This is a genomic window from Mangrovibacterium lignilyticum, from assembly GCF_010882175.1.
GTDB classification, from domain to species: Bacteria; Bacteroidota; Bacteroidia; order Bacteroidales; family Prolixibacteraceae; genus Mangrovibacterium; species Mangrovibacterium lignilyticum.
Window position 1 is genome coordinate 17,648 of the sequence record NZ_WKLH01000001.1, and the last position, 19,533, is coordinate 37,180.

The 19,533-nt window shown below is 43.4% G+C and carries 19 protein-coding genes and 1 tRNA gene; 9 read left to right on the forward strand and 11 right to left on the reverse strand.

The window, feature by feature from the left end:
* Window positions 1–26 precede the first annotated feature (26 nt).
* Both GJV22_RS00045 and GJV22_RS00050 read right to left on the reverse strand, forming a co-directional pair.
* Window positions 27–1,204, reverse strand: a protein-coding gene (locus GJV22_RS00045) for an IS3 family transposase (protein WP_163706934.1) whose coding sequence is annotated in 2 segments (ribosomal slippage) — window positions 27–946 and window positions 946–1,204 — 1,179 coding nt in all. Because the reading frame shifts where the segments join, the coding sequence is not laid out codon by codon here.
* Window positions 1,205–1,463: 259 nt separating this feature from the next.
* A tRNA-Arg gene (locus GJV22_RS00050) sits at window positions 1,464–1,537 on the reverse strand.
* A 201-nt stretch (window positions 1,538–1,738) separates the two neighbouring features.
* Here GJV22_RS00050 and GJV22_RS00055 point away from each other — a divergent pair.
* Window positions 1,739–2,932 carry an MFS transporter gene (locus GJV22_RS00055; protein ID WP_163706937.1) on the forward strand — a complete coding sequence of 398 codons (1,194 nt, stop codon included), beginning with the start codon at window positions 1,739–1,741 and terminating at the stop codon, window positions 2,930–2,932.
* Here the strand turns inward: GJV22_RS00055 and GJV22_RS00060 are convergent.
* On the reverse strand, window positions 2,905–3,684 hold the full coding sequence (locus tag GJV22_RS00060; RefSeq protein ID WP_238480245.1) for an MBL fold metallo-hydrolase: 780 nt from the start codon (window positions 3,682–3,684) through the stop codon (window positions 2,905–2,907). The genes GJV22_RS00055 and GJV22_RS00060 overlap by 28 nt on opposite strands.
* Before the next feature lie 62 nt (window positions 3,685–3,746).
* Between GJV22_RS00060 and GJV22_RS00065 the strand changes: the two genes are divergently transcribed.
* Both GJV22_RS00065 and GJV22_RS00070 read left to right on the forward strand, forming a co-directional pair.
* Entirely contained in the window at window positions 3,747–4,466 is a 720-nt protein-coding gene (locus GJV22_RS00065) for an SAM-dependent methyltransferase (protein WP_205461698.1), read from the forward strand.
* A gap of 305 nt (window positions 4,467–4,771) precedes the next feature.
* Complete coding sequence (locus tag GJV22_RS00070) at window positions 4,772–7,555, forward strand: sugar-binding domain-containing protein (RefSeq protein WP_163706938.1); 2,784 nt, start codon at window positions 4,772–4,774, stop codon at window positions 7,553–7,555.
* Window positions 7,556–7,717: 162 nt separating this feature from the next.
* Here the strand turns inward: GJV22_RS00070 and GJV22_RS00075 are convergent, their stop codons facing one another.
* From GJV22_RS00075 to GJV22_RS00085, 3 genes are read right to left on the reverse strand one after another with little or no spacing between them, the layout of a single operon-like run.
* Complete coding sequence (locus tag GJV22_RS00075) at window positions 7,718–8,785, reverse strand: septation protein IspZ (protein WP_163706940.1); 1,068 nt, start codon at window positions 8,783–8,785, stop codon at window positions 7,718–7,720.
* Between the two features lie 49 nt (window positions 8,786–8,834).
* Window positions 8,835–9,359 (reverse strand): FKBP-type peptidyl-prolyl cis-trans isomerase, encoded by a 525-nt coding sequence (locus tag GJV22_RS00080; RefSeq protein WP_163706942.1) that lies wholly within the window; start codon window positions 9,357–9,359, stop codon window positions 8,835–8,837.
* A gap of 23 nt (window positions 9,360–9,382) precedes the next feature.
* Window positions 9,383–10,420, reverse strand: a complete 1,038-nt coding sequence (locus GJV22_RS00085; protein WP_163706944.1) for a DHH family phosphoesterase — start codon at window positions 10,418–10,420, stop codon at window positions 9,383–9,385.
* Window positions 10,421–10,536: 116 nt separating this feature from the next.
* Between GJV22_RS00085 and ndk the strand changes: the two genes are divergently transcribed.
* Window positions 10,537–10,956, forward strand: a complete 420-nt coding sequence (gene ndk, locus GJV22_RS00090) for a nucleoside-diphosphate kinase (protein WP_163706947.1) — start codon at window positions 10,537–10,539, stop codon at window positions 10,954–10,956.
* Here the strand turns inward: ndk and GJV22_RS00095 are convergent, their stop codons facing one another.
* Together GJV22_RS00095 and recF are read right to left on the reverse strand one after the other, a co-directional pair.
* Window positions 10,957–11,247, reverse strand: a complete 291-nt coding sequence (locus GJV22_RS00095) for a DUF721 domain-containing protein (protein WP_163706950.1) — start codon at window positions 11,245–11,247, stop codon at window positions 10,957–10,959.
* Entirely contained in the window at window positions 11,234–12,352 is a 1,119-nt protein-coding gene (gene recF, locus GJV22_RS00100) for a DNA replication/repair protein RecF (protein WP_163706953.1), read from the reverse strand. Before recF ends, GJV22_RS00095 begins: the two co-directional genes overlap by 14 nt.
* A 183-nt stretch (window positions 12,353–12,535) precedes the next feature.
* Here recF and GJV22_RS00105 point away from each other — a divergent pair, with 183 nt between their 5' ends.
* The 3 genes from GJV22_RS00105 (at window position 12,536) to GJV22_RS00115 (ending at window position 14,562) form a co-directional block, all read left to right on the forward strand.
* Window positions 12,536–13,225 (forward strand): tetratricopeptide repeat protein, encoded by a 690-nt coding sequence (locus tag GJV22_RS00105; protein ID WP_163706956.1) that lies wholly within the window; start codon window positions 12,536–12,538, stop codon window positions 13,223–13,225.
* 69 nt (window positions 13,226–13,294) lie between these two features.
* Complete coding sequence (gene ribH, locus GJV22_RS00110) at window positions 13,295–13,780, forward strand: 6,7-dimethyl-8-ribityllumazine synthase (RefSeq protein WP_163706960.1); 486 nt, start codon at window positions 13,295–13,297, stop codon at window positions 13,778–13,780.
* Window positions 13,781–13,830: 50 nt separating this feature from the next.
* Window positions 13,831–14,562 carry a nucleotidyltransferase family protein gene (locus tag GJV22_RS00115; protein WP_163706963.1) on the forward strand — a complete coding sequence of 244 codons (732 nt, stop codon included), beginning with the start codon at window positions 13,831–13,833 and terminating at the stop codon, window positions 14,560–14,562.
* Between the two features lie 46 nt (window positions 14,563–14,608).
* Here the strand turns inward: GJV22_RS00115 and GJV22_RS00120 are convergent, their stop codons facing one another.
* The 3 genes from GJV22_RS00120 to GJV22_RS00130 form a co-directional block, all read right to left on the reverse strand.
* On the reverse strand, window positions 14,609–15,070 hold the full coding sequence (locus GJV22_RS00120; protein WP_163706966.1) for a Spy/CpxP family protein refolding chaperone: 462 nt from the start codon (window positions 15,068–15,070) through the stop codon (window positions 14,609–14,611).
* Between the two features lie 317 nt (window positions 15,071–15,387).
* Window positions 15,388–16,227 (reverse strand): HAD family hydrolase, encoded by an 840-nt coding sequence (locus GJV22_RS00125; protein WP_163706969.1) that lies wholly within the window; start codon window positions 16,225–16,227, stop codon window positions 15,388–15,390.
* Window positions 16,228–16,260: 33 nt separating this feature from the next.
* Window positions 16,261–17,133, reverse strand: coding sequence for a pyridoxamine kinase (locus GJV22_RS00130; protein WP_163706986.1), 873 nt, complete (start codon window positions 17,131–17,133; stop codon window positions 16,261–16,263).
* A gap of 301 nt (window positions 17,134–17,434) precedes the next feature.
* Between GJV22_RS00130 and dapB the strand changes: the two genes are divergently transcribed.
* Both dapB and lepB read left to right on the forward strand, forming a co-directional pair.
* On the forward strand, window positions 17,435–18,151 hold the full coding sequence (gene dapB / locus GJV22_RS00135; protein WP_163706989.1) for a 4-hydroxy-tetrahydrodipicolinate reductase: 717 nt from the start codon (window positions 17,435–17,437) through the stop codon (window positions 18,149–18,151).
* A 4-nt stretch (window positions 18,152–18,155) separates the two neighbouring features.
* A complete protein-coding gene (gene lepB / locus GJV22_RS00140; RefSeq protein WP_163706991.1) occupies window positions 18,156–19,496 on the forward strand; it encodes a signal peptidase I in 1,341 nt (446 codons plus the stop codon).
* The last annotated feature ends 37 nt before the right edge of the window (window positions 19,497–19,533 follow it).

Here is a 19,533-nt window from a genome sequence, read left to right on the forward strand (position 1 = left end):
CAAAAAACTGTACGGCTAGTTAAGCGTTATGCTGCTATTCTTTGATTATTATTTAGTTGTTCAAATTCGTTTATTGTTTTGTATCCTAAAGCCGAATGCCTTCTTCGTTTGTTGTACCAGGTTTCGATCCACCGAAACAAGGTTAATTTGGCTTGTTCCTGATCGAGGAAGCTCTGTTGATAGACCAACTCAACTTTTATCGTTTTAAAGAAGCTTTCGGCCACAGCATTGTCCCAGCAATTGCCTTTTCTGCTCATACTTCGGCTAACCAACTTCTCACGTTCCAGTAGATTGGTAAAAGCATTGCAGGCATATTGGACACCACGGTCTGAGTGAAAGATAAGTTCATCCGTAATCGGACGATTCTTTACGGCCATTCTCCATGCTGGAATACATGTTTCTTCTGCGCTCAAGCCCTTGCTCATGGCCCAGCCAATCACTTTACGATCAAATAAATCAATAATGACAGTCAGGTACATCCAACCTTTATTTGTTCTGATATAGGTGATATCGGAAACCCAAACCTTTGCCGGAGCCGAAACCGAAAAATCCTGGTTTAATCGATTGGGCACAATCGGATATTTGTGTCTGGAGTCGGTTGTCGCTTTGAACTTTCGTTTCCGCTTGGCTTGCAGCCCTGCTGCGTTCATAATTCGAGCCGTGCGCGGACGTGAAACTGTGTACCCTAAAGAACGGAGTTCCTCGGCCATCCGAGGGCTTCCATAGCTTTGACCACTATCCTGAAAGATCCGTTTAATTTCCACCAATAACTTTTGGTTTTCATTCCAACGGTTTGACTCTCCGTTCTGAAGCCAATGGTAATAACCGCTTTTGCTTATTTTGAATACTTTACACATCATATCAATAGAAAACCGATTGCGGTGATCACTTATAAATTGGTAGATTTCCCATCGTTCGCGGAGAAGATGCTGATTGCCTTTTTTAGGATATCCCGTTCCATCCTGGCTTCTCTAAGCTCTTTCTGCAAGCGAGCATTTTCCCGCTCCAGATCCGTCATCTTTGGATTCCCGTAACCTGGAAAACTATTGTCTTTATACTGACTAAATTCCTTACGCCATCGATAGAGTAATGCTCGGTCGATCCCCAGTTCATCTGCAATCTCACTGCCGTTCCCTCTGGCATAGGATAATTCGACTGCCTTTTTCTTAAATTCTTTGTCAAACTTCTTTCTCATAGGACTCATAATGTAGGTAAATAAATTATACTTAACCTACCGTCCAGTCAAATGTAGCAGTTCCAGAATTAGTTGACCCAAATGGGTGGACTAAAGGTAAAGATAGATTTATTGAAGGTATCATGGAGAAGATGGGGAAGCGTCCACCAGAAAAATCCAAACCGGCCTAAATACCTTTGTTTGGATATATTTCCTGAATTTTTACATCCCTTTTGTATCTCATAAAACACAAATGCTTGATTATCAGTCGACAATCAAGCATTGCAAGTACCCCGGACGGGATTCGAACCCATGACCTTCGCCTTAGAAGGGCGTTGCTCTATCCAACTGAGCTACCGAGGCATCCTTAATATTTATTTGCTTTGACGAAACCATTTAATAATGCTAAGCATTCAGCTTTCTCAAAGCGGTTGCAAAGATATAAAAATATCAAAAAAAGCAATACCACTTAATTTAATTTTTCACATCGGTCCACGACTTTAGCGCGACAACTGACAATTTTCACCATTTCGGAGCAGCAGAATTTTATACTTTTGCAGCCTTATGAGCAAATTAGTCCGTAATAACCTGATCAATCTTTACCTGATCAAATTTTCCAAATGGTTCAACTTGGTGATGCCTGTTGTAGTCTTGTTTTACCAGGACAATGGACTGAGTATGCAACAAATTTTCTGGTTGAAATCCATTTATTCCGTAGCAATGGTTGCGATGGAAATTCCCTCCGGCTATATGGCGGATGTTTGGGGACGAAAAAAAACCTTGATTTTGGGAGCAGTTCTAGGTGCGGGAGGCATGGCACTTTACAGCTTTTCGTATGGCTTCATGGCCTTCGCGGTTGCCGAAATTATCCTGGGATTGGGGCACAGCTTTATTTCCGGATCCGATTCTGCTCTTTTGTACGATACGATGAAATCGGCCGAAAAGGAAAAAGATTACATGAAGCAGGAAGGATGGATCACTTCTGCCGGTAACTTTGCCGAAGCGATTGCCGGTGTATGCGGTGGATTGATCGCAACAATCAGCCTCCGCCTCCCCTTCTTTGCACAGTTTACAATTGCTGCCATCGCCATTCCTGCCGCCTTTTTATTGAAGGAACCCAAATTTCAAACCAGCCAGTTATCTCGCGGATTCCAGTCCACAATCAATACCATACGCGAAACTTTTCGGCATCCGCAATTACGGGCGGCACTGCTTATCTCGTCTTTTGCAGGAACAGCATCGCTAACCTTCGCCTGGTTTGTTCAGCCCTATTTTAAAGAAGCTGGCTTGCCGGTTTCCATGTTTGGTGTGCTGTGGACGTTGCTCAATCTATCAGTCGGTATTTCATCGATGTTTTCGTATAAAATAGAACGGCTGGTGGGACAACGATACGCCTTATTGATCATCATATTCGGATTTGGATTCGGTTATTATCTGGCAGCTTGGGAAGTCAGTCTGATCGGAATTGGATTGTTGTTTGTCTTCTACCTTGTTCGTGGCGTTGCCCACCCAATTCTGAAAGACTACATTAACCGGTACACGAAATCGGAAGTACGGGCCACCATTTTGTCTCTACGGAATTTTGTAATCCGTATCAACTTTGCCATCATCGGGCCGGCACTCGGTTACCTGACAGACAATTTTAGTTTATCGTGGGCATTATTTGCAACAGGAACCGGCTTTATTATCAGTGCATTGCTCTGCATAAAACCCTTGTGGCATCCGGATATTCATAAATCGAAGGACAATCCATCGTAAGCCAAATGCACATTCGCCGGCAATAATTTCTCAACGTCATCATGCCTCCCCATGAGGTGTGAGATATGCGTCAAATAAGCTCTTTTCGGCTTCAATTCACCAATCAACTGCAACGCTTCTTCCAGGCTATAATGCGAAATGTGCTTTTCCATTCGAAGCGCATTCACCACTAAAATATCCAGTTCTCCAAGTTTCTCCTTTTCGGACTGTTCTATCGAATTAATATCTGTTAGGTAAGCAAACCGATCAAAGCGAAAGCCGAAAACCGGTAACCGATGATGATACCCCCGGATCGGGATAATTTCGGTCGACTTAATTTTAAACGGCTTATTCTCAAGCAACTTTAGATTCATTTGCGGAATTCCTGGATATTTATGCACTTCAAAAACGTAATCGTACACCCGTTTCACAGTTCTTTGAACCCGTTCTTCAGCATAAATATCGGTTGCATGTCTCTGCACCCAGTTGAACGCGCGTATATCATCCAAACCAAAAATATGATCGGTATGTTCATGTGTCAGCAAAATCGCATCCAACGTTCGTTGGCGAATCCGCAACATCTGTTGTCGAAAATCAGGTCCTGCATCAATCACCAATTTCAAGCCATCAATTTCGACATACAAAGCCGAACGAAGCCGGTTATCCTTCTGGTTTGCTGACAAGCAAACGGGGCAATCACAAGCCACAACCGGCACTCCCTGCGACGTCCCTGTTCCAAGAAATTCAATATGCATTTTCGTTGTTTGTTCCATGAGCCAAGGTCAAAACTACAAAAAATAGAAATGACGAGGCCGTCCGTTTAAATTAATTAATTTTGAAGAAATTTTTTTTCATGGCCAATTTATACCTTATTCCAATCACTTTAGGCGAGAGTGAACTTGAATCGGTGATTCCGGTTTCGCAGACTGCAATCATTCATTCAATCTCTCATTTTATCGTTGAAAATATTCGCACCGCTCGTCGTTTTTTGAAGAAGGTTGACCGGGAAATTGACATCGATGCCCTTTATTTCTACGAACTCAATAAACACACCGATAAAAAACAGCTGCACAGCTACCTGGAGCCCATAACACAAGGCTTACATGTTGGTATCATGTCGGAAGCAGGTTGCCCTGGAGTAGCCGATCCGGGTGCCGATGTGGTTCGTATTGCCCATGAAAAAAATATCCGTGTGATTCCTTTGGTTGGTCCTTCCTCCATTTTACTGGCTATGATGGCTTCGGGGATGAATGGACAAAACTTTGCATTCAATGGCTATCTTCCAATTAAAAAAGGCGAAAAAAGTCAGGAAATTAGCAAGCTCGAAAAGCGAATCTATACTGAAAACCAAAGCCAGCTATTTATTGAAGCACCCTATCGCAACCAGCAGTTACTTGACGATTTGTTGCAAACCTGCCAACCACATACCAAGCTGTGCATCGCTTGCGACCTGACTTTGGAAAGCGAATTTATAAAAACCCAAACCATTGCTGCCTGGAAAAAATCAAAACCGGACATCCAGAAACGACCCGCTATTTTTGTATTAGGGAAATAGAATATTGAAACCTCACTGAATGAACACAATTCACCCTTGACTAAAAAAGATGAGGAAGAAGCCTTACAAGGGTCGATGCAGAATAAAACAGGTGAAAGACAAAACTGCCGAAAGTTTGAATCAAAAAGTTTCGGCGGTTTCGATTTACACCAAATTAAAACCCAAAAATCCGGAACAAATTATAGTAAACACCTTCTTGTTTGACTTCTATTTATTAATTTGTGCAGCGATTTGATTCGGTATTCATTTGTATTAATCGGATCATTAACCCAACTTACTAGAACCCAACAACTAAAACAACCAACATGAAGAATTTCTGTCTGATTCTACTGGTTGCGCTAATCTCGTGCAACACCCGGCAAGAACAGTATCGCTCCCAGATCGATTTAGAAGGTCAATGGCAATTTGCATTGGATACGACCAATATTGGCGAACAGCAACAGTGGTATCTGAACGATTTTGACGACAGCATCCAGCTGCCCGGAACAACGGATCTCAATCACAAAGGATTCCTGAACCTTGACACAACCACCATGCACCTCAACAAACTCTACCAATACGAAGGCGCAGCTTGGTACCGCAAGAAAGTAGTCATCCCGGAGCACTTTGCCAACAAACATATTCAACTTTTGCTTGAACGAACTAAACCGTCAAAAGTCTGGATCGACAGTACATTGGTCGGTGGATCACCGCTCCTGCAATCACCACAAACGTTCGATCTTTCAAACTATTTATCAGCCGGTGAGCACCACATCACCATCCAAATCAACAACGATTTAAAACTGACCCCCTATGGCAATGTTCACATTTATTCAGATGACACCCAGACGAACTGGAATGGCATTATCGGACAACTTTACCTGGAGGCGTCAAACAAAACCTACATCGATAACCTGCAGGTTTATCCCGATGTCGACAATCAAAAAGTCGCAGTGAAGTTGGAGCTGGATAACCAACTCGATTGGGATAAACTAAATGTGGAACTTCGGGTAGAACTAACGGCTGACGGTAAAACCATCAGCTTAGCGCCCCAGCAATTTATGCTGGACTATCAACCCGAAATGAAGCTGGAATATCAGTTTAAGGAGGACCCAAAATTATGGGACGAATACGAACAGCCCATCTATCACTTAACCGCTGTTGTTTCAAAGGGTGATGTGAAAGATGCCCAAACGGTCCCTTTCGGTATGCGGAAGTTTACAGCCAACGGAACCCAGTTTGCGATTAACGGACGAACCACTTTCCTGCGCGGAAAGCACGAAGCAGCCGTATTCCCTCTTACCGGCTTTCCACCTATGAAGGTAGACGGTTGGAGAAGAGTCTATCAAATCGCCAAATCGTACGGCATCAACCATTATCGGTTTCACACCTATTGCCCGCCCGAAGCTGCTTTTACTGCCGCTGATCAGGAAGGAATTTACATACAGGCGGAACTGCCTTTTTGGGGTGGAATGGATGCTGACAGTATTGCTCAGATGCAGTTGAAAGAAGGTTATGCACTGCTGAAAGCTTATGCCAATCACCCCTCGTTTGTGCTATTTTCGCCGGGTAATGAAATCTGGAGCGGACATGACCGCATCGAGAAAAACATGAAGACTTTAAAAGCCAAAGACCCGCGCCCACTGTATACGATGGGATCGAATAACAGCATCGGCTATATGGCGCCCCAAGAATATGCCGACTTTTTTGTTGGTGCACGAGTGCCCGAACACGGTGACTCCATTATTGGACACACGCGGCTAACGCATGCCTATGCCGACGCACGTGAGGGAGGCATCCTGAACACGCAAACACCCTCAACAACCGTAAATTTCGATTATGCCGTTTTGCAGATGGACATCCCGCTCATCAGTCACGAAATTGGACAATACCAGATCTATCCGGACTACCGGGAGATCGAAAAATATACGGGCGTTTTGGAGGCCCGAAACCTGGAAGTATTTCGCGACCGCCTGAAAAAAGCCGGCATGGCTGACCAAGACAGTGCCTTTCAAAAAGCTTCCGGAGCCTGGTCGGCACTTTGCTATAAAGCTGAAATGGAAGCGGCTTTGCGCACCAAAGGGATGGCCGGATTCCAGCTGCTCGACCTGCAGGATTTCCCCGGGCAGGGAACAGCTTTGGTCGGTATCTTAGATGCTTTCATGGATTCCAAGAACGTCATCACTCCCGAAGCCTGGAAGCAATCGTGTAACGATGTCGTTCTCTTATTGGAGTTCCCTAAATATTGCTGGACCAACGACGAAGATTTCAATGCCCAACTGATGGTTGCCAACTACTCCAATGCTGCACTCGCTGGTGAATTGAATTGGGAAATCAAAAAACAAGACGGGACCAGTATCGAGCAGGGAACTTTCCCTATTCAAAAAGATGAGATCGGAGGAATGTTCCCGGTTGGACAAATCGACGCCGACCTCGCAAGCCTAATGAAGGCTGAAAAGTTAAACATTCACCTTTCAATTCCAGGTACCGAATACACGAACGATTACCCGATTTGGGTCTATCCAACCTGGCAGGAAATTGCAACACCAGATGATATTATTGTTGCAGAGACGCTCGACCATTCAATGATCAGCCAACTGGAAAACGGAGCTAAAGTGTTGTATTTCCCCGAGACGACTGATGTCAAAAGCAATAGTTTCCCGGGACATTTTCCACCTGATTTCTGGAACTACGGGATGTTTAAAGGGATTAGCGAATGGGTAAAAAAACCGGTTTCTCCGGGAACATTGGGTCTGTTAACCAATCCGGAACACCCAATTTTCAATGACTTTCCGACAGATTTTCACACCAACTGGCAATGGTTTTCTATCATCAAAGCCAGCAATTCACTTATTCTTGATTCCACCCCGGCCGACTATCGGCCAATTGTACAGGTAATCGATAATTTGGAACGGAACCATAAACTGGGATTGATTTTTGAATTTCAGGTTGGACAAGGTAAATTATTGGTTTGCATGTCACAACTGAAGCAAATCCTTCTCAAACCGGAAGCAGGTCAGCTTTACAAATCCCTCTTGAAATACATGGACTCGGACGATTTTACCCCGGCTTATAAATTGACATCAACTGAATTGAAGAAGCTGTTTTGACACTAAGCAGCCAGGACGCCAAGAAATATTTTCGAATGAACAACACGAGGTGTTGTTGTCGCTCTGCTTGGAGTGGATGCAACACCTTTTTTAAGGATTTTTGCTGAATGTGATGACGAGAGCACTATTTACCAGTTCGGGGTGAATGGCAAAGATTCTTCCTTAGCTAGCGCCAAACAGCACCTGGTATTCATGCTCAAAATTCGGCGTAAAGATGTTCTTCCCGATATTGTTTTCAATTTGCTTGCGGGTCCAGAAACGACCTTCCTGAACTTCGTCTGAATGCAAGTGAATACCTTGGTAGTCGGTGGTAGTAAACACATAAACCAGTTCCCGTTCAATATCGCTTTCCCACAAATAGTTTTGCAGCAGTTTTGCAGAGAATTGCTCAAGCCCGATTTCTTCCCAGGCTTCTCGCTTGAGCGAAGTCTGCAGGTCTTCGCCAAAGGCAATATGTCCGCCAACGGCCGTATCCCACTTACCGGGCTGAATGAGTTTATTCATCGGGCGTTTCTGCAGGTAAATCGCACCGTTTTTATTGAGCACATGCAAATGAACAACCGGATGTAAAATTTTAGAACCGTTGTGGCATACAGAGCGAGGCACCTGCCCCAATACTTTGCCCGACTCATCAACCACCGGCAATTGTTCTTCGTCTTCCAACCGCTTTTTCTGTCGCTTTTGGTTCCAGAATGTAACCAGGAAGAATACCCCAAACAGGATGTAAAACAAACCACCGGAGATAAACGCCCATGCAGCATCCGACAGGTAGAAAGTGGCATAAAACACCAAGGCTGTATGGGCCAGAAAGATCCAAAACATCAGCTTCATCGTCTGACGCATTTGTGCCAACTGCGTTTCATCGACCTGCATGTTCTTCATATACCGCTGGCTCATCAGCTCGACAATATTCACCTTGGAGTAAGCCGAAAAAGCCAGTATAGCACACAGGATGATTTGCACCAGTCCGGGCTTCAATTTGAAGAAAATTTCGTTGTGCAGAATGAGTGAAACTCCACCGAGAGCCAACAACAGCGAAGTATCGAACAACACGAATCGCTCGAAACGTTTTTCCTTCACCCAAACCCAAAGTAACTCAGCCACACCAATTACCAAGGCTGCAATTAAGCCCGCTTGTGTTCCCCAAATCTCATCAATCAGGATAAACGCAAAAAGCGGGATAAAACCAGGTAGTAGTTGTTTGAAAAGTTTGAGTTGTTGCTGATTCATTTTCCGGAGTACATGAAAGACGAGAGGGCCCTGAAGCCCTCCTGTTCTTCTATAATTCAGTATCGACGGTATAAATATCGACGAGTTCAATATCAAAAATCAAGGTTGTATAAGGAGGAATCCCATAGGTTCCGGTAGAACCATAAGCTAATGAAGACGGAATGATAAACGAACCACTTCCTCCCACTTGAAGCTGATTCACTGCATCCGCAAATCCGGGAATAACACTCACATCGTCTGGCACATAACGCCAAACACCATCACCACTGCTGGCAGAAGTATCGAATAACTGACCATTGGTAAAGTACCCGTAGTAGGTGATTCCGATCGAATCACCGGGCTGCACATAAGCACCATCGCCTGTCTCTTCCATGATGTAATAAACGCCCAATGCGGTTGTATCAATATCGTAGCCATCCGCTTTGATTTCGTCGAGCAAGCTGGCAAGTTCTTCAGCTTCTTGATCTGCCGAATAAACAACCTCATCCGTATCATCAATATTTCCACAAGCAACCATGGAAATCATTCCGAGTGCCAGTAGTCCGTTTCTTAGGCTTCTTCTCAATTTATTCATTTTTAAAGTCGATTGAAATAAAATTAATCGAGTTGAGTCCGATTTAATTCTTCTTTATATTCAGGCAATAACTTCCGAAACCGTTCAATGGTCTCGTGCAAGCTCGAGTAAACCTCGCCACCGGCGGCATTACGGTGCCCTCCCCCATTAAAATGAGCCGTGGCAAATTCATTCACTGCAAACTCACCTTTCGAACGGAATGAAGCTTTAATCTGGTTATCATTCTCCGTGAAAAACGCGCTAAAATGAATTCCTTTAATTGAAAGCGGCATATTCACAAATCCTTCGTTGTCGCCTTTTTGATATTTGAAACGGTTTTGTGTTTCCCGCGACAGATACATTACTGCAGCATTGTACTCCGGAAACACCTCCATACATTCGCTCAGGCAATGCCCCATCAGCTGCATACGGTCGACCGAATAATTGTCGAACACCCGCCCGTGAATATCTTCGGGATTAACGCCGAAAGCCAACAATTCACTGACAGTCTTGAATGTTTGCGGATCGGATACATTGTAATTGAATGAGCCGGTATCAGTCATGATGCCACAAAACAAACATTCGGCCGCATCCTGGTCGATATACTTTTCATATCCCATCGCTTTGGTAATGTGGAAAACCAATTCGGCCGTTGATGAATAATCGGGATGCGAAAATTGTAAATCGGCAAACCCCTGGGGAAAAGGATGGTGATCAATCATGATGCTCTTGCCTTTCCAATTTTCAACCCTGTCCTTCATTTCACCTGTCCGTGAAAGGTGGTTAAAATCGAGACAGATCAGCATGTTGGCATCATCTATAATTTGGGCCGCTTTTTCGCGTGCATTCACATAAACGACCAACTCTCCGCTACCGTTCATCCACTTTAAAAACTCCGGAAAGTGGTTCGGTGAAATTACCACAACTTGCTTGCCTGCATTTTTCAAAATCCTCGATAAGCCTAACACCGAGCCAATGGCATCACCGTCGGGATTGACGTGGGGAACAACTACAATCGTTCCTTCCTGTTCGTCAATCGCAGCTCTCAATCGTTTAATGTCTTCTGTATTAAATGGTTTCAAATCTTCGTTTTTTTATGCGTGTACAAATATAAAAATAATGAAACCCTATAGGCATTCAATTGTTTTATTTTTAAATTTATTGAATTCTCCATTCTACAAACTAACAATTCGAAATTATGCCAGGTAAAGTAACTTTTACAATCATTAAACCGGGGGCTGTTGATCGGAACCTTACAGGACCAATTCTTTCAAAAATCAATGAAGCCGGATTTGTTATTAAAGCGTTGAAGTATACCAAACTGAAAAAGGAGCAAGCGTGCGAATTTTACCAGGAACATGAGGGTAAACCATTTTACGATTACCTCACCGACTTTATGAGTACCTCTCCAATTGTTGTTGCGATCCTGGAAAAAGAGAATGCCGTTAATGATTTCAGAAAGTTGATCGGATCGACCGATCCTCTGGAAGCAGAAGAAGGTACTATTCGAAAGTTATTTGCCGAGTCGAAAACCCACAATGCCATTCACGGTTCGGATAGCGATGCAAGTGCTATTCGCGAAAGTGATTTCTTCTTCTCACGCGTTGAGCGCTTCTGATTACCGAAAAACAATTTGTCGAATAACCTCAGCACCTGCATTTTCGTTCAGGTGCTTTTTTATTTGTTCCCGCATCATCACCAACTCGTTGCGTAAAATGGGTGAACTGAGCTTAATGAACAGCGTCCCGTTACTGATTCGTATATCTTCGGTGTACGAAGCGACAGTTTTGCCCATCATAGCCTCCCACGATTGAACAATGTCCAACTCCGACAATTTGGGTTGCAAGTTGTTTTGCTGGATATATTGTTTTAAAACCTGGCTTAATTTCTCGGTATTACTCTTTCTCATCGCTTACATCTTTTACGGTACCCTCAACAACTTTGAAAATCTTAGCATCGGCCTGCAGTTCACGAATAATCTGATCGAGATGTTCGCGATTGGTATCGGTAATGAAGATCTGGCCAAAATGATCATCAGCGACAAGTTTTACAATTTGCTCCACCCGGCTTTTATCCAGTTTATCAAAAATATCATCCAATAACAAGATCGGAGTCATCCCGGCCATTTTCTTTATAAAATCGAACTGTGCCAATTTCATCGCTACCAGGTATGTTTTCTTCTGACCTTGTGACCCGAGTTTTTTAATCGGATAATCACCCAGTTTAAACAGAATGTCATCCTTATGAATACCGACAGTTGTATATTGAATAGCCCGGTCGCGGTCGACACTTTGCTTCAGTTGTTCAGCAAAATTACCATCATAAAGTTGCGACTCATGTACCATCCCAATAACTTCTTTCCCCGATGAAATCAGTTCGTAATATTGCTGAAAAATAGGCTGTAGCTGTGTAATATACTCCACGCGCTTGGCATGAATCTGCTCACCGTAATGTACGAGCTGATCGCTCCAAACTTCCAGACTTTCTTCACTGAAAAACCGTTCTGACGCAAACTGTTTCAACAATTTATTGCGTTGTAACAACGCACGATTGTACCGGATTAACGCATCGAGATAAGCATGATCGTACTGCGAGATCAATGCATCGAGAAACTTACGCCGTTCTTCACTCCCCCCTGTAATCAGGTCACTGTCAGAAGGGGTAATAATGATCAACGGTAACAAACCAATATGCTCTGCAAGTTTTCGATATTCCTTTTTATTGCGTTTGAAGTTTTTTTTCTGTCCTCGTTTCAAGCCGCAATGAATCAATTCCTCCTGATCCAGTCGCTGATATTTACCTTTGATCACAAAAAAATCTTCGTCATGCCGAATATTCATCCCATCAATCGAATTCAAGAAGCTTTTACAAAACGACAAGTAATAGATGGCATCCATTAAGTTTGTTTTGCCGGCACCATTGTTGCCGATAAAGCAATTCAAATCGGCTGAAAACTGTAAGTCAGCCTCTTCGATATTCTTAAAATTTAACAGCGATAAACTTTCGAGGTACATGAATTCTGAATTTGCAGAGCAAAACTAATAAAATAAAAACGGAACCTTCCAGCATTTAACAAATGGCCGGCGATAATAACAGCAATGTGTTGACTAATATTAAATTTTATAAACCATTTCTGGTTCATGTTTAGCAAAAAAGTATATTTTTGCGTCACAATTTTGGAATAATCATACTTAAAAATGGCAAAGAATAAAGACCTTAACAAAGAAGACAACCTGTCTGAAGTTGAAAGCGCATTGACCAAGTCGGAGCAATTTGTTGAAGACAATCAGAAAATCCTGAGCATTGTAATTGGTGCTGCAGTTGTAATTGTTGCTGCATATCTTGGTTTCACCAAATTATATATTCAACCAAAAGAAAAAGCAGCCCAGGAAGAAATGTTCTTCGCAGAACAATACTTCGAGAAAGATTCCTTCAACCTGGCAATCAATGGTGACGGTACAAACCCAGGATTTCTGGATATCATTGACGACTATGGAGTAACTCCGGCCGGCAAACTGGCCAATTACTATGTTGGTATTTCGTACCTGCATATGGGACAGTACGAAGACGCGCTGACTTACCTGAATGACTTTAGTACGGATGATTTGGTTTTAGCTCCTGTTTTGGAAGGTGCCAAAGGCGATTGCTATGCTGAATTGGAACAACCGAAAAAAGCGATTAGTGCTTATAAAGCCGCTGCATCAACAAAGAATGAATTCACAACTCCGGTTTACCTGTTAAAAGCCGGACAGATGATGGAAACACAAGGTGAGTTTGACGACGCACTGGAAGTTTACACAGAGATTAAAAAAGATTACCCTACTTCAACCGAAGCTCGTACAATCGACAAGTACATTGCCCGCGTTGAAATGGAACTGAAAAAATAAGTTCATCTAAAATATGACTGAAAATCCCCTTCTAACAGGGGATTTTTTATTTTTGTAAAAAACAGACTCATGGCTACAAAAAATTTATCAGAATACGATTTGGCATCTGTTCCTTCTGCTGAAGGAATGAAGTTCGGCATTGTGGTTGCAGAATGGAACTACGAGATCACCGGAGCTTTGGCTCAGGGAGCAATGGATACCCTGATTAAACATGGTGCAAACGAAAGCGACATCACGCTGAAGCATGTTCCCGGAACATTTGAGCTTCCACTGGGCGGACAGTTTTTGGCTGAATATACACATGCTGATGCCATTATCCTGATTGGCTGCGTTATTCAGGGTGACACCCGCCACTTCGACTTTATTTGTGACGGTGTTACTCAAGGCACAACTCAGTTAAACCTGAAGTACAACAAGCCATTTATTTTTGGTGTGCTGACGACCAATACCGAGCAACAGGCGCTCGACCGGGCCGGAGGCCGCTTGGGTAATAAAGGAGACGAAGCTGCAGTAACCGCGATTAAGATGGTTGCTCTAAAAGATGAATTGAAATAATGACAGGGACTGCAAAGTCCCTTTTTCTTTAACCCAAAATCTACTGACCGATGAAAGCAATGCTTTTTGCTGCAGGACTGGGGACCCGCCTGAAACCACTAACCAACAACAAGCCGAAAGCCTTGGTTGAAATCGGTGGTATCACCCTGCTCGAACGTTGTATCCGACATTTAAAGCAAAACGGCATTCACGAGATTGTTATCAATGTTCATCACTTCGGAAACCAGATCCGGGCATTTTTGGTCGACAATAACAACTTCGATCTGACCCTTCACATTTCTGACGAAAGTGAAGGATTGCTCGACACCGGCGGCGGAATTCTGAAAGCAGAAGAATTTTTATCGGGCGAAGAGCCTATTTTATTGGTGAATGTGGATGTGCTCACCAATCTGGATTTCCAACAGGTTTTGCACTTTCATGAAAAAACAAATTCACTGGCGACGCTCGTTGTTCGACAACGGCAAACATCGCGTTATTTGCTGTTTAACAAAAATCAACTGGCGGGATGGAAAAATATGAAATCCGGTGAAGTGAAAGTTTCACGACCTAAATTAATTGACTCTGCGGAAGAATTTGCATTCAGCGGGATTCACATCATTCAACCCGAATTATTGGGACTGATTACGGAAACCGGTAAGTTTTCAATTATCGACCTCTATCTACGGTTGGCTAAAACAGAAAAAGTCAGTGCTTTTGTCGACCAACAGTCCGTTTGGATGGACTTGGGAAAAGTGGATGAATTGGCCGAAGCTGAAGCTCTAATCAAACAATTGGAAGCATAAAAAGCCGCTTCTACTGAAAAGCGGCTTTGCTGCATCGGATCTATTCCTAATCTTCTTTTTCCGGAGGAGCCTGGCGATTTTTCATCCGTTCCTGGCGCTCCTGAATCATTTTATCGTACTTCACTTTTTGTTCGTCGTTCAGCAACTTCTTAATCTCTTCATCTTGCTTAGCTGCTCGGGCTTGCATTTCAGCACGCATTTTTTCACGATCCATTTGTTCGCCGCTTTCACGAGCTTTTTCCATTTCAGCGCGACGTTTTTCAAATTCTGCTCGCTGCTTTTCCATACTACTTGTCAATAAAGCTTTTACCTGTGCAGTTTGCTCATCGGTCAATGCCAGTTGTTCCTTCATCCGGGCTGTTTGTTTTTCAATCCGTTCTGCAGGATCCATTCGCTGGTGACGCTGTCCGGGCTCACTTTGAGAAGGACGTTCACCGGTTCCTCGTTGTGCTTCAGCTACGGTTATAACACCGATAAATAACGCCAGAATTAATAATAACTTCTTCATACAATTTCATTTTAAATTACGGTCGAAACCTGTTTGTGGATGATGATAAATTTTAAATGAGTCTATAGGCCTTCGTATACAAAAGTCGGTTTTATCAAAACCAGCTCTTTGACTACATTCGACCTAACAGGTTTAAACAGGGGTCGAAAAAAAAATTTCGCGATCCGACAAGAACGTATTTGAGTTGAAGGTGAAAACTTCCGGAATGAGGCCCGAATTCGAAATGAAGCAATAAAGTCGTTACACGAAGCCAGCGGATTTAAAGAATTGACGCTCTCATTTGTGAGAAATGTCTCTTATCGTGCAGCTTTTGAGGCTTAAAAAAGATGGTTCCGGATAGAAAAGCTGAAGCCGCTTTCTTCGTTACTCGGAGCTTTCAGGTATTTGTGTTTCAATTCCTCCGGACCATTATCGACGAGGTACGAGATGGACGTAAAATCGAGTAAATCCAAATCATTGTAATCATTCCCAATGCTAAAGGTTGAAGAATGTGGAATCCCATGCAGGTCGCACAACCATTCAATGGCATTTCCCTTGGAAACAGCCTTATGAAAGATTTCCATCCACACATAACCCGTGTCGAGCGGTGAACTGGCTCGCAAAACTTTAATCTCGTCAAATTCGCGCTCCAGCTTTTCCTTCAACTTATAATAGGCATCAGCCTCCTGAAACATAACTAAAAACTGACAGGAATCGGTATCAACTTCACCATCATCGGGTAACAAACCAGCATATTCATGATGAAAGGAATAATAACGTTCGAACTCCTGGCAAATGGTTTGTCCCCGATAATACCAACAATACGAGTTTTGAGGAATACCTTTAAATAAATAAAAGTTGAGTCGTTTTTCGACTAGCTTTTTGATAATGGCATTCGTGGTCGGTACAGAAATATTTTGCTTATACAACAGTTCATTGGTGCGACAGTCATAAATCCCGGCTCCGGACGAAAATGCCACATAGTCGAACGGAGCATTCTCCGGAATCACCTCTTTCACTTTCCTGTAATTACGTCCGGTAGCAACCACCCGAATAATATCGTGTTCGCCTAAAAACGTAAGCATGTCCAGATCTTCCTTGCTAATGGACTTGTCTTTCCTCAACAAAGTGCCATCTAAATCGGTGGCAACCAACCCTATTTTCTTTCTGTAATCCATTATCGTTCAATCAAAAATATTATCAACTTCTCGTTAATCCAGCAGCTGGTAACTGCTAATTTGCACCGGGGCATTTAGCGAGGGCAGAACTTTTTCGATCAGAATTCCCTCTGCCGGATGATGACCGTGACCAAAAGTCGCCCGCACACCCATTGATATAAAGTGAACAGCCCTGTCAAGTGCAATCGGCAGACTATCGCCCTGAAGCAAGGAACCAACCATGACACTTGCAAACGCATCGCCCGTTCCGGGATAATTGGCCGGCAAGTAATCGCAGCTGACACGCCAATACCGCTGGTCCTCGCCATTGTAGGCCATCACCGATGTTTTATTGGGCATCGCTAATTCGGGAACGCTGGTAATAATTACTTGCTTGGGGCCAAGCGCCGCTAACCGAACGCACCAGTCTTTCAACTCGTGAAGACTTACCTGGGGATGATATTCTTTGCCCAGTAAAAAGGCAGCTTCTGTCAGGTTGGGCGTAACCACTTCGGCATGAGCCACCAACTCTTTCATCTTTTCAACCATTTCCTGGTTAAAAGCTGAATACAACTTACCGTTGTCGCCCAAAACCGGATCGATCACAACCAGTTGGTCGGGGGTCGCAAAATCCCGGATAAAATCTTTCACCATATCAATCTGATCCACCGCGCCAAGATACCCCGAGTAAATAGCATCGAACTGGATATTTAGCTTCTTCCAATGTTCAATCATTTGCGGCAACTCGGCACTCAAATCCCGCGCATGAAAACCGGGGAAAGCACTGTGAGACGATAAAACAGCCGTTGGCAAGGGACAAACCTGAATGCCCATCGACGACAAGATTGGAATCACCACCGTCAACGACGCCCGTCCAAACCCGCTTAAATCGTGAATCGCGGCTACCCGCTGCAAATGAATTCTCATAACGGAAATTTTCCCTAAAAATACACAAAGTATTGCTGAAAGCATTTTCTGTTTTTCCTGAAAATCGGGAAAAAGAAGTTTTTTAATCCAACTTAATTCTACTGAAAACAGGGGAATAAGCAGATACACCGAATGCAATCAAAGGTTTACCGAAAAAATGGCTCTAAAGCAGAGAGAAATGATAGTTTTGTAGTGATATTCTTATCTTTGTACACCTTAACAAAAAAGGGTTCGAAAATCCTGCCAGACAGGAGGCCGAAACCATTTGATAAACCGCCTCTCCGGAGCACAACATTTTTTTATGAAGATTGCATTAATTGGATACGGTAAGATGGGCAAAATTATTGAGCAAATTGCCATCGACCGTGGACACGAGATTGTCTTAAAAATCGATATATCCAACCAAAATGAGCTGACTGTTGAAAACCTGAAAAAGGCCGATGTAGCTATCGAATTCACCATTCCCTCATCAGCGATTGCCAATTACAAACTTTGTTTCGAAGCCGGAATTCCGGTTGTTAGCGGAACAACTGGCTGGTTGGAAAACAAAGAACAGGTACTGGCTGATATGGAAGCGAAAAACGGAACATTCTTTTATGCTTCGAACTTCAGCTTAGGCGTTAATTTATTTTTCGCGCTGAACAAAAAGCTAGCTCAGCTAATGACCGGTCGCGAAGGCTACGATGTAAGTATGGTTGAAGTTCACCACACGCAAAAGCTGGATGCTCCGAGCGGAACAGCCATAACACTGGCCGAAGAGCTGATTGAAAACTATCCTGAAAAAACCAGTTGGACCATGGAACACCCGCAGTCGCCGGAACAAATGCACATTGGTGCCCTGCGCGAAGGTACCGTTCCGGGGATTCACCGAATCAAATACGAGTCGGATGTCGATTACATAACAATTGAACACAGCGCTAAAAGCCGTCACGGTTTTGCTTTGGGTGCCGTGCTGGCTGCTGAATACAGTTTCGGCAAAAAAGGACTTTTGACAATGAATGATCTTTTAAACTTATAATCACATGAGACAACTATTAACCAACAAATGGTTTAAATTCATTTTTGTTGGCCTGCTTTATAGTTTGTGGGTTATCTGGCTCGAAAATTACTGGTGGTTCATCGGACTGGCTGTTATTTTCGACATGTACATCACCAAGAAAGTTCACTGGGCTTTCTGGAAGAAAAAGAACCCGCCAAACGGAAAGCAAACCAAAGTCGTAGAATGGGTAGATGCCATTATTTTTGCCATCATTGCTGCGACCTTTATCCGTATGTTTTTCATTGAAGCGTACACCATCCCTACTCCATCTATGGAGAAATCAATGCTGGTAGGCGATTTTCTGTTTGTGAGCAAAACAGCTTACGGCCCGAATTTGCCCGAAACACCACTTTCGTTCCCGTTTGTTCATCACACGTTACCATTGACTAAAAATACGCCTTCATACCTGACCTGGATTAAGAATGACTACAAGCGGATTGCCGGTTTTGGAGATGTAAAAAATAACGATGTCGTCGTCTTCAATTTTCCCGAGGGTGATACGGTAGCAACCAACCAGCCAACACAAAGTTACTACAACCTGGTTCGAAACTACGGACGTGATCGGGTATGGAGCGACAAACGTACCTTTGGCGAAATCATCAGCCGTCCGGTAGATAAATGCGAAAACTACATCAAGCGGTGTATCGCTATTCCGGGCGATGTCATCAAAATTATTGATGGCCAGGTTTACGTGAATGATAAAAAACAAGATCCGATTGCCGGTATTCAGTACGATTATATTGTAACAACCAACGGAGCTGCTATCAACCGCCGAACATTGGAAGAGATTGGTATTTCCAGGGCTGACCAGCAAGTTTTCAATGGCTCTCAGTTCCTGTTCCCAATGACCGATGAACAGGTGAAAAAGGTTGAAAAGCTAAGCAATGTAAACTCGGTGAAACGCGTGAACATGACCGCTGGAAATTGGGATCACAACATCTTCCCGTTCAGTGAAAAATACCCTTGGAATGTTGACAATTTCGGACCGCTGCAAATTCCAAAGAAAGGACAGACGATTCAGCTGAGCATGGATAATTTGCCGGTTTACGAACGGATTATCGATACCTATGAAGAACACGATTTAGCAGTAAAAGACAGTACAATTTATATTGATGGCCAAGTGGCTACCCAATTCACATTCGGAATGAATTACTATTGGATGATGGGTGACAATCGCCACAACTCTGCCGACTCTCGTTATTGGGGATTTGTTCCCGAAGACCACGTGGTTGGCAAAGCAGTTTTCATTTGGTTGTCGTTGGACAAAGAAAAAAGCTTCCCGGCTAATATTCGCTGGAGCCGCCTCTTCTCTTTTGTTCATTGATAAAAAATAAACGTTAGCACTGAAAAGGATAATAGAC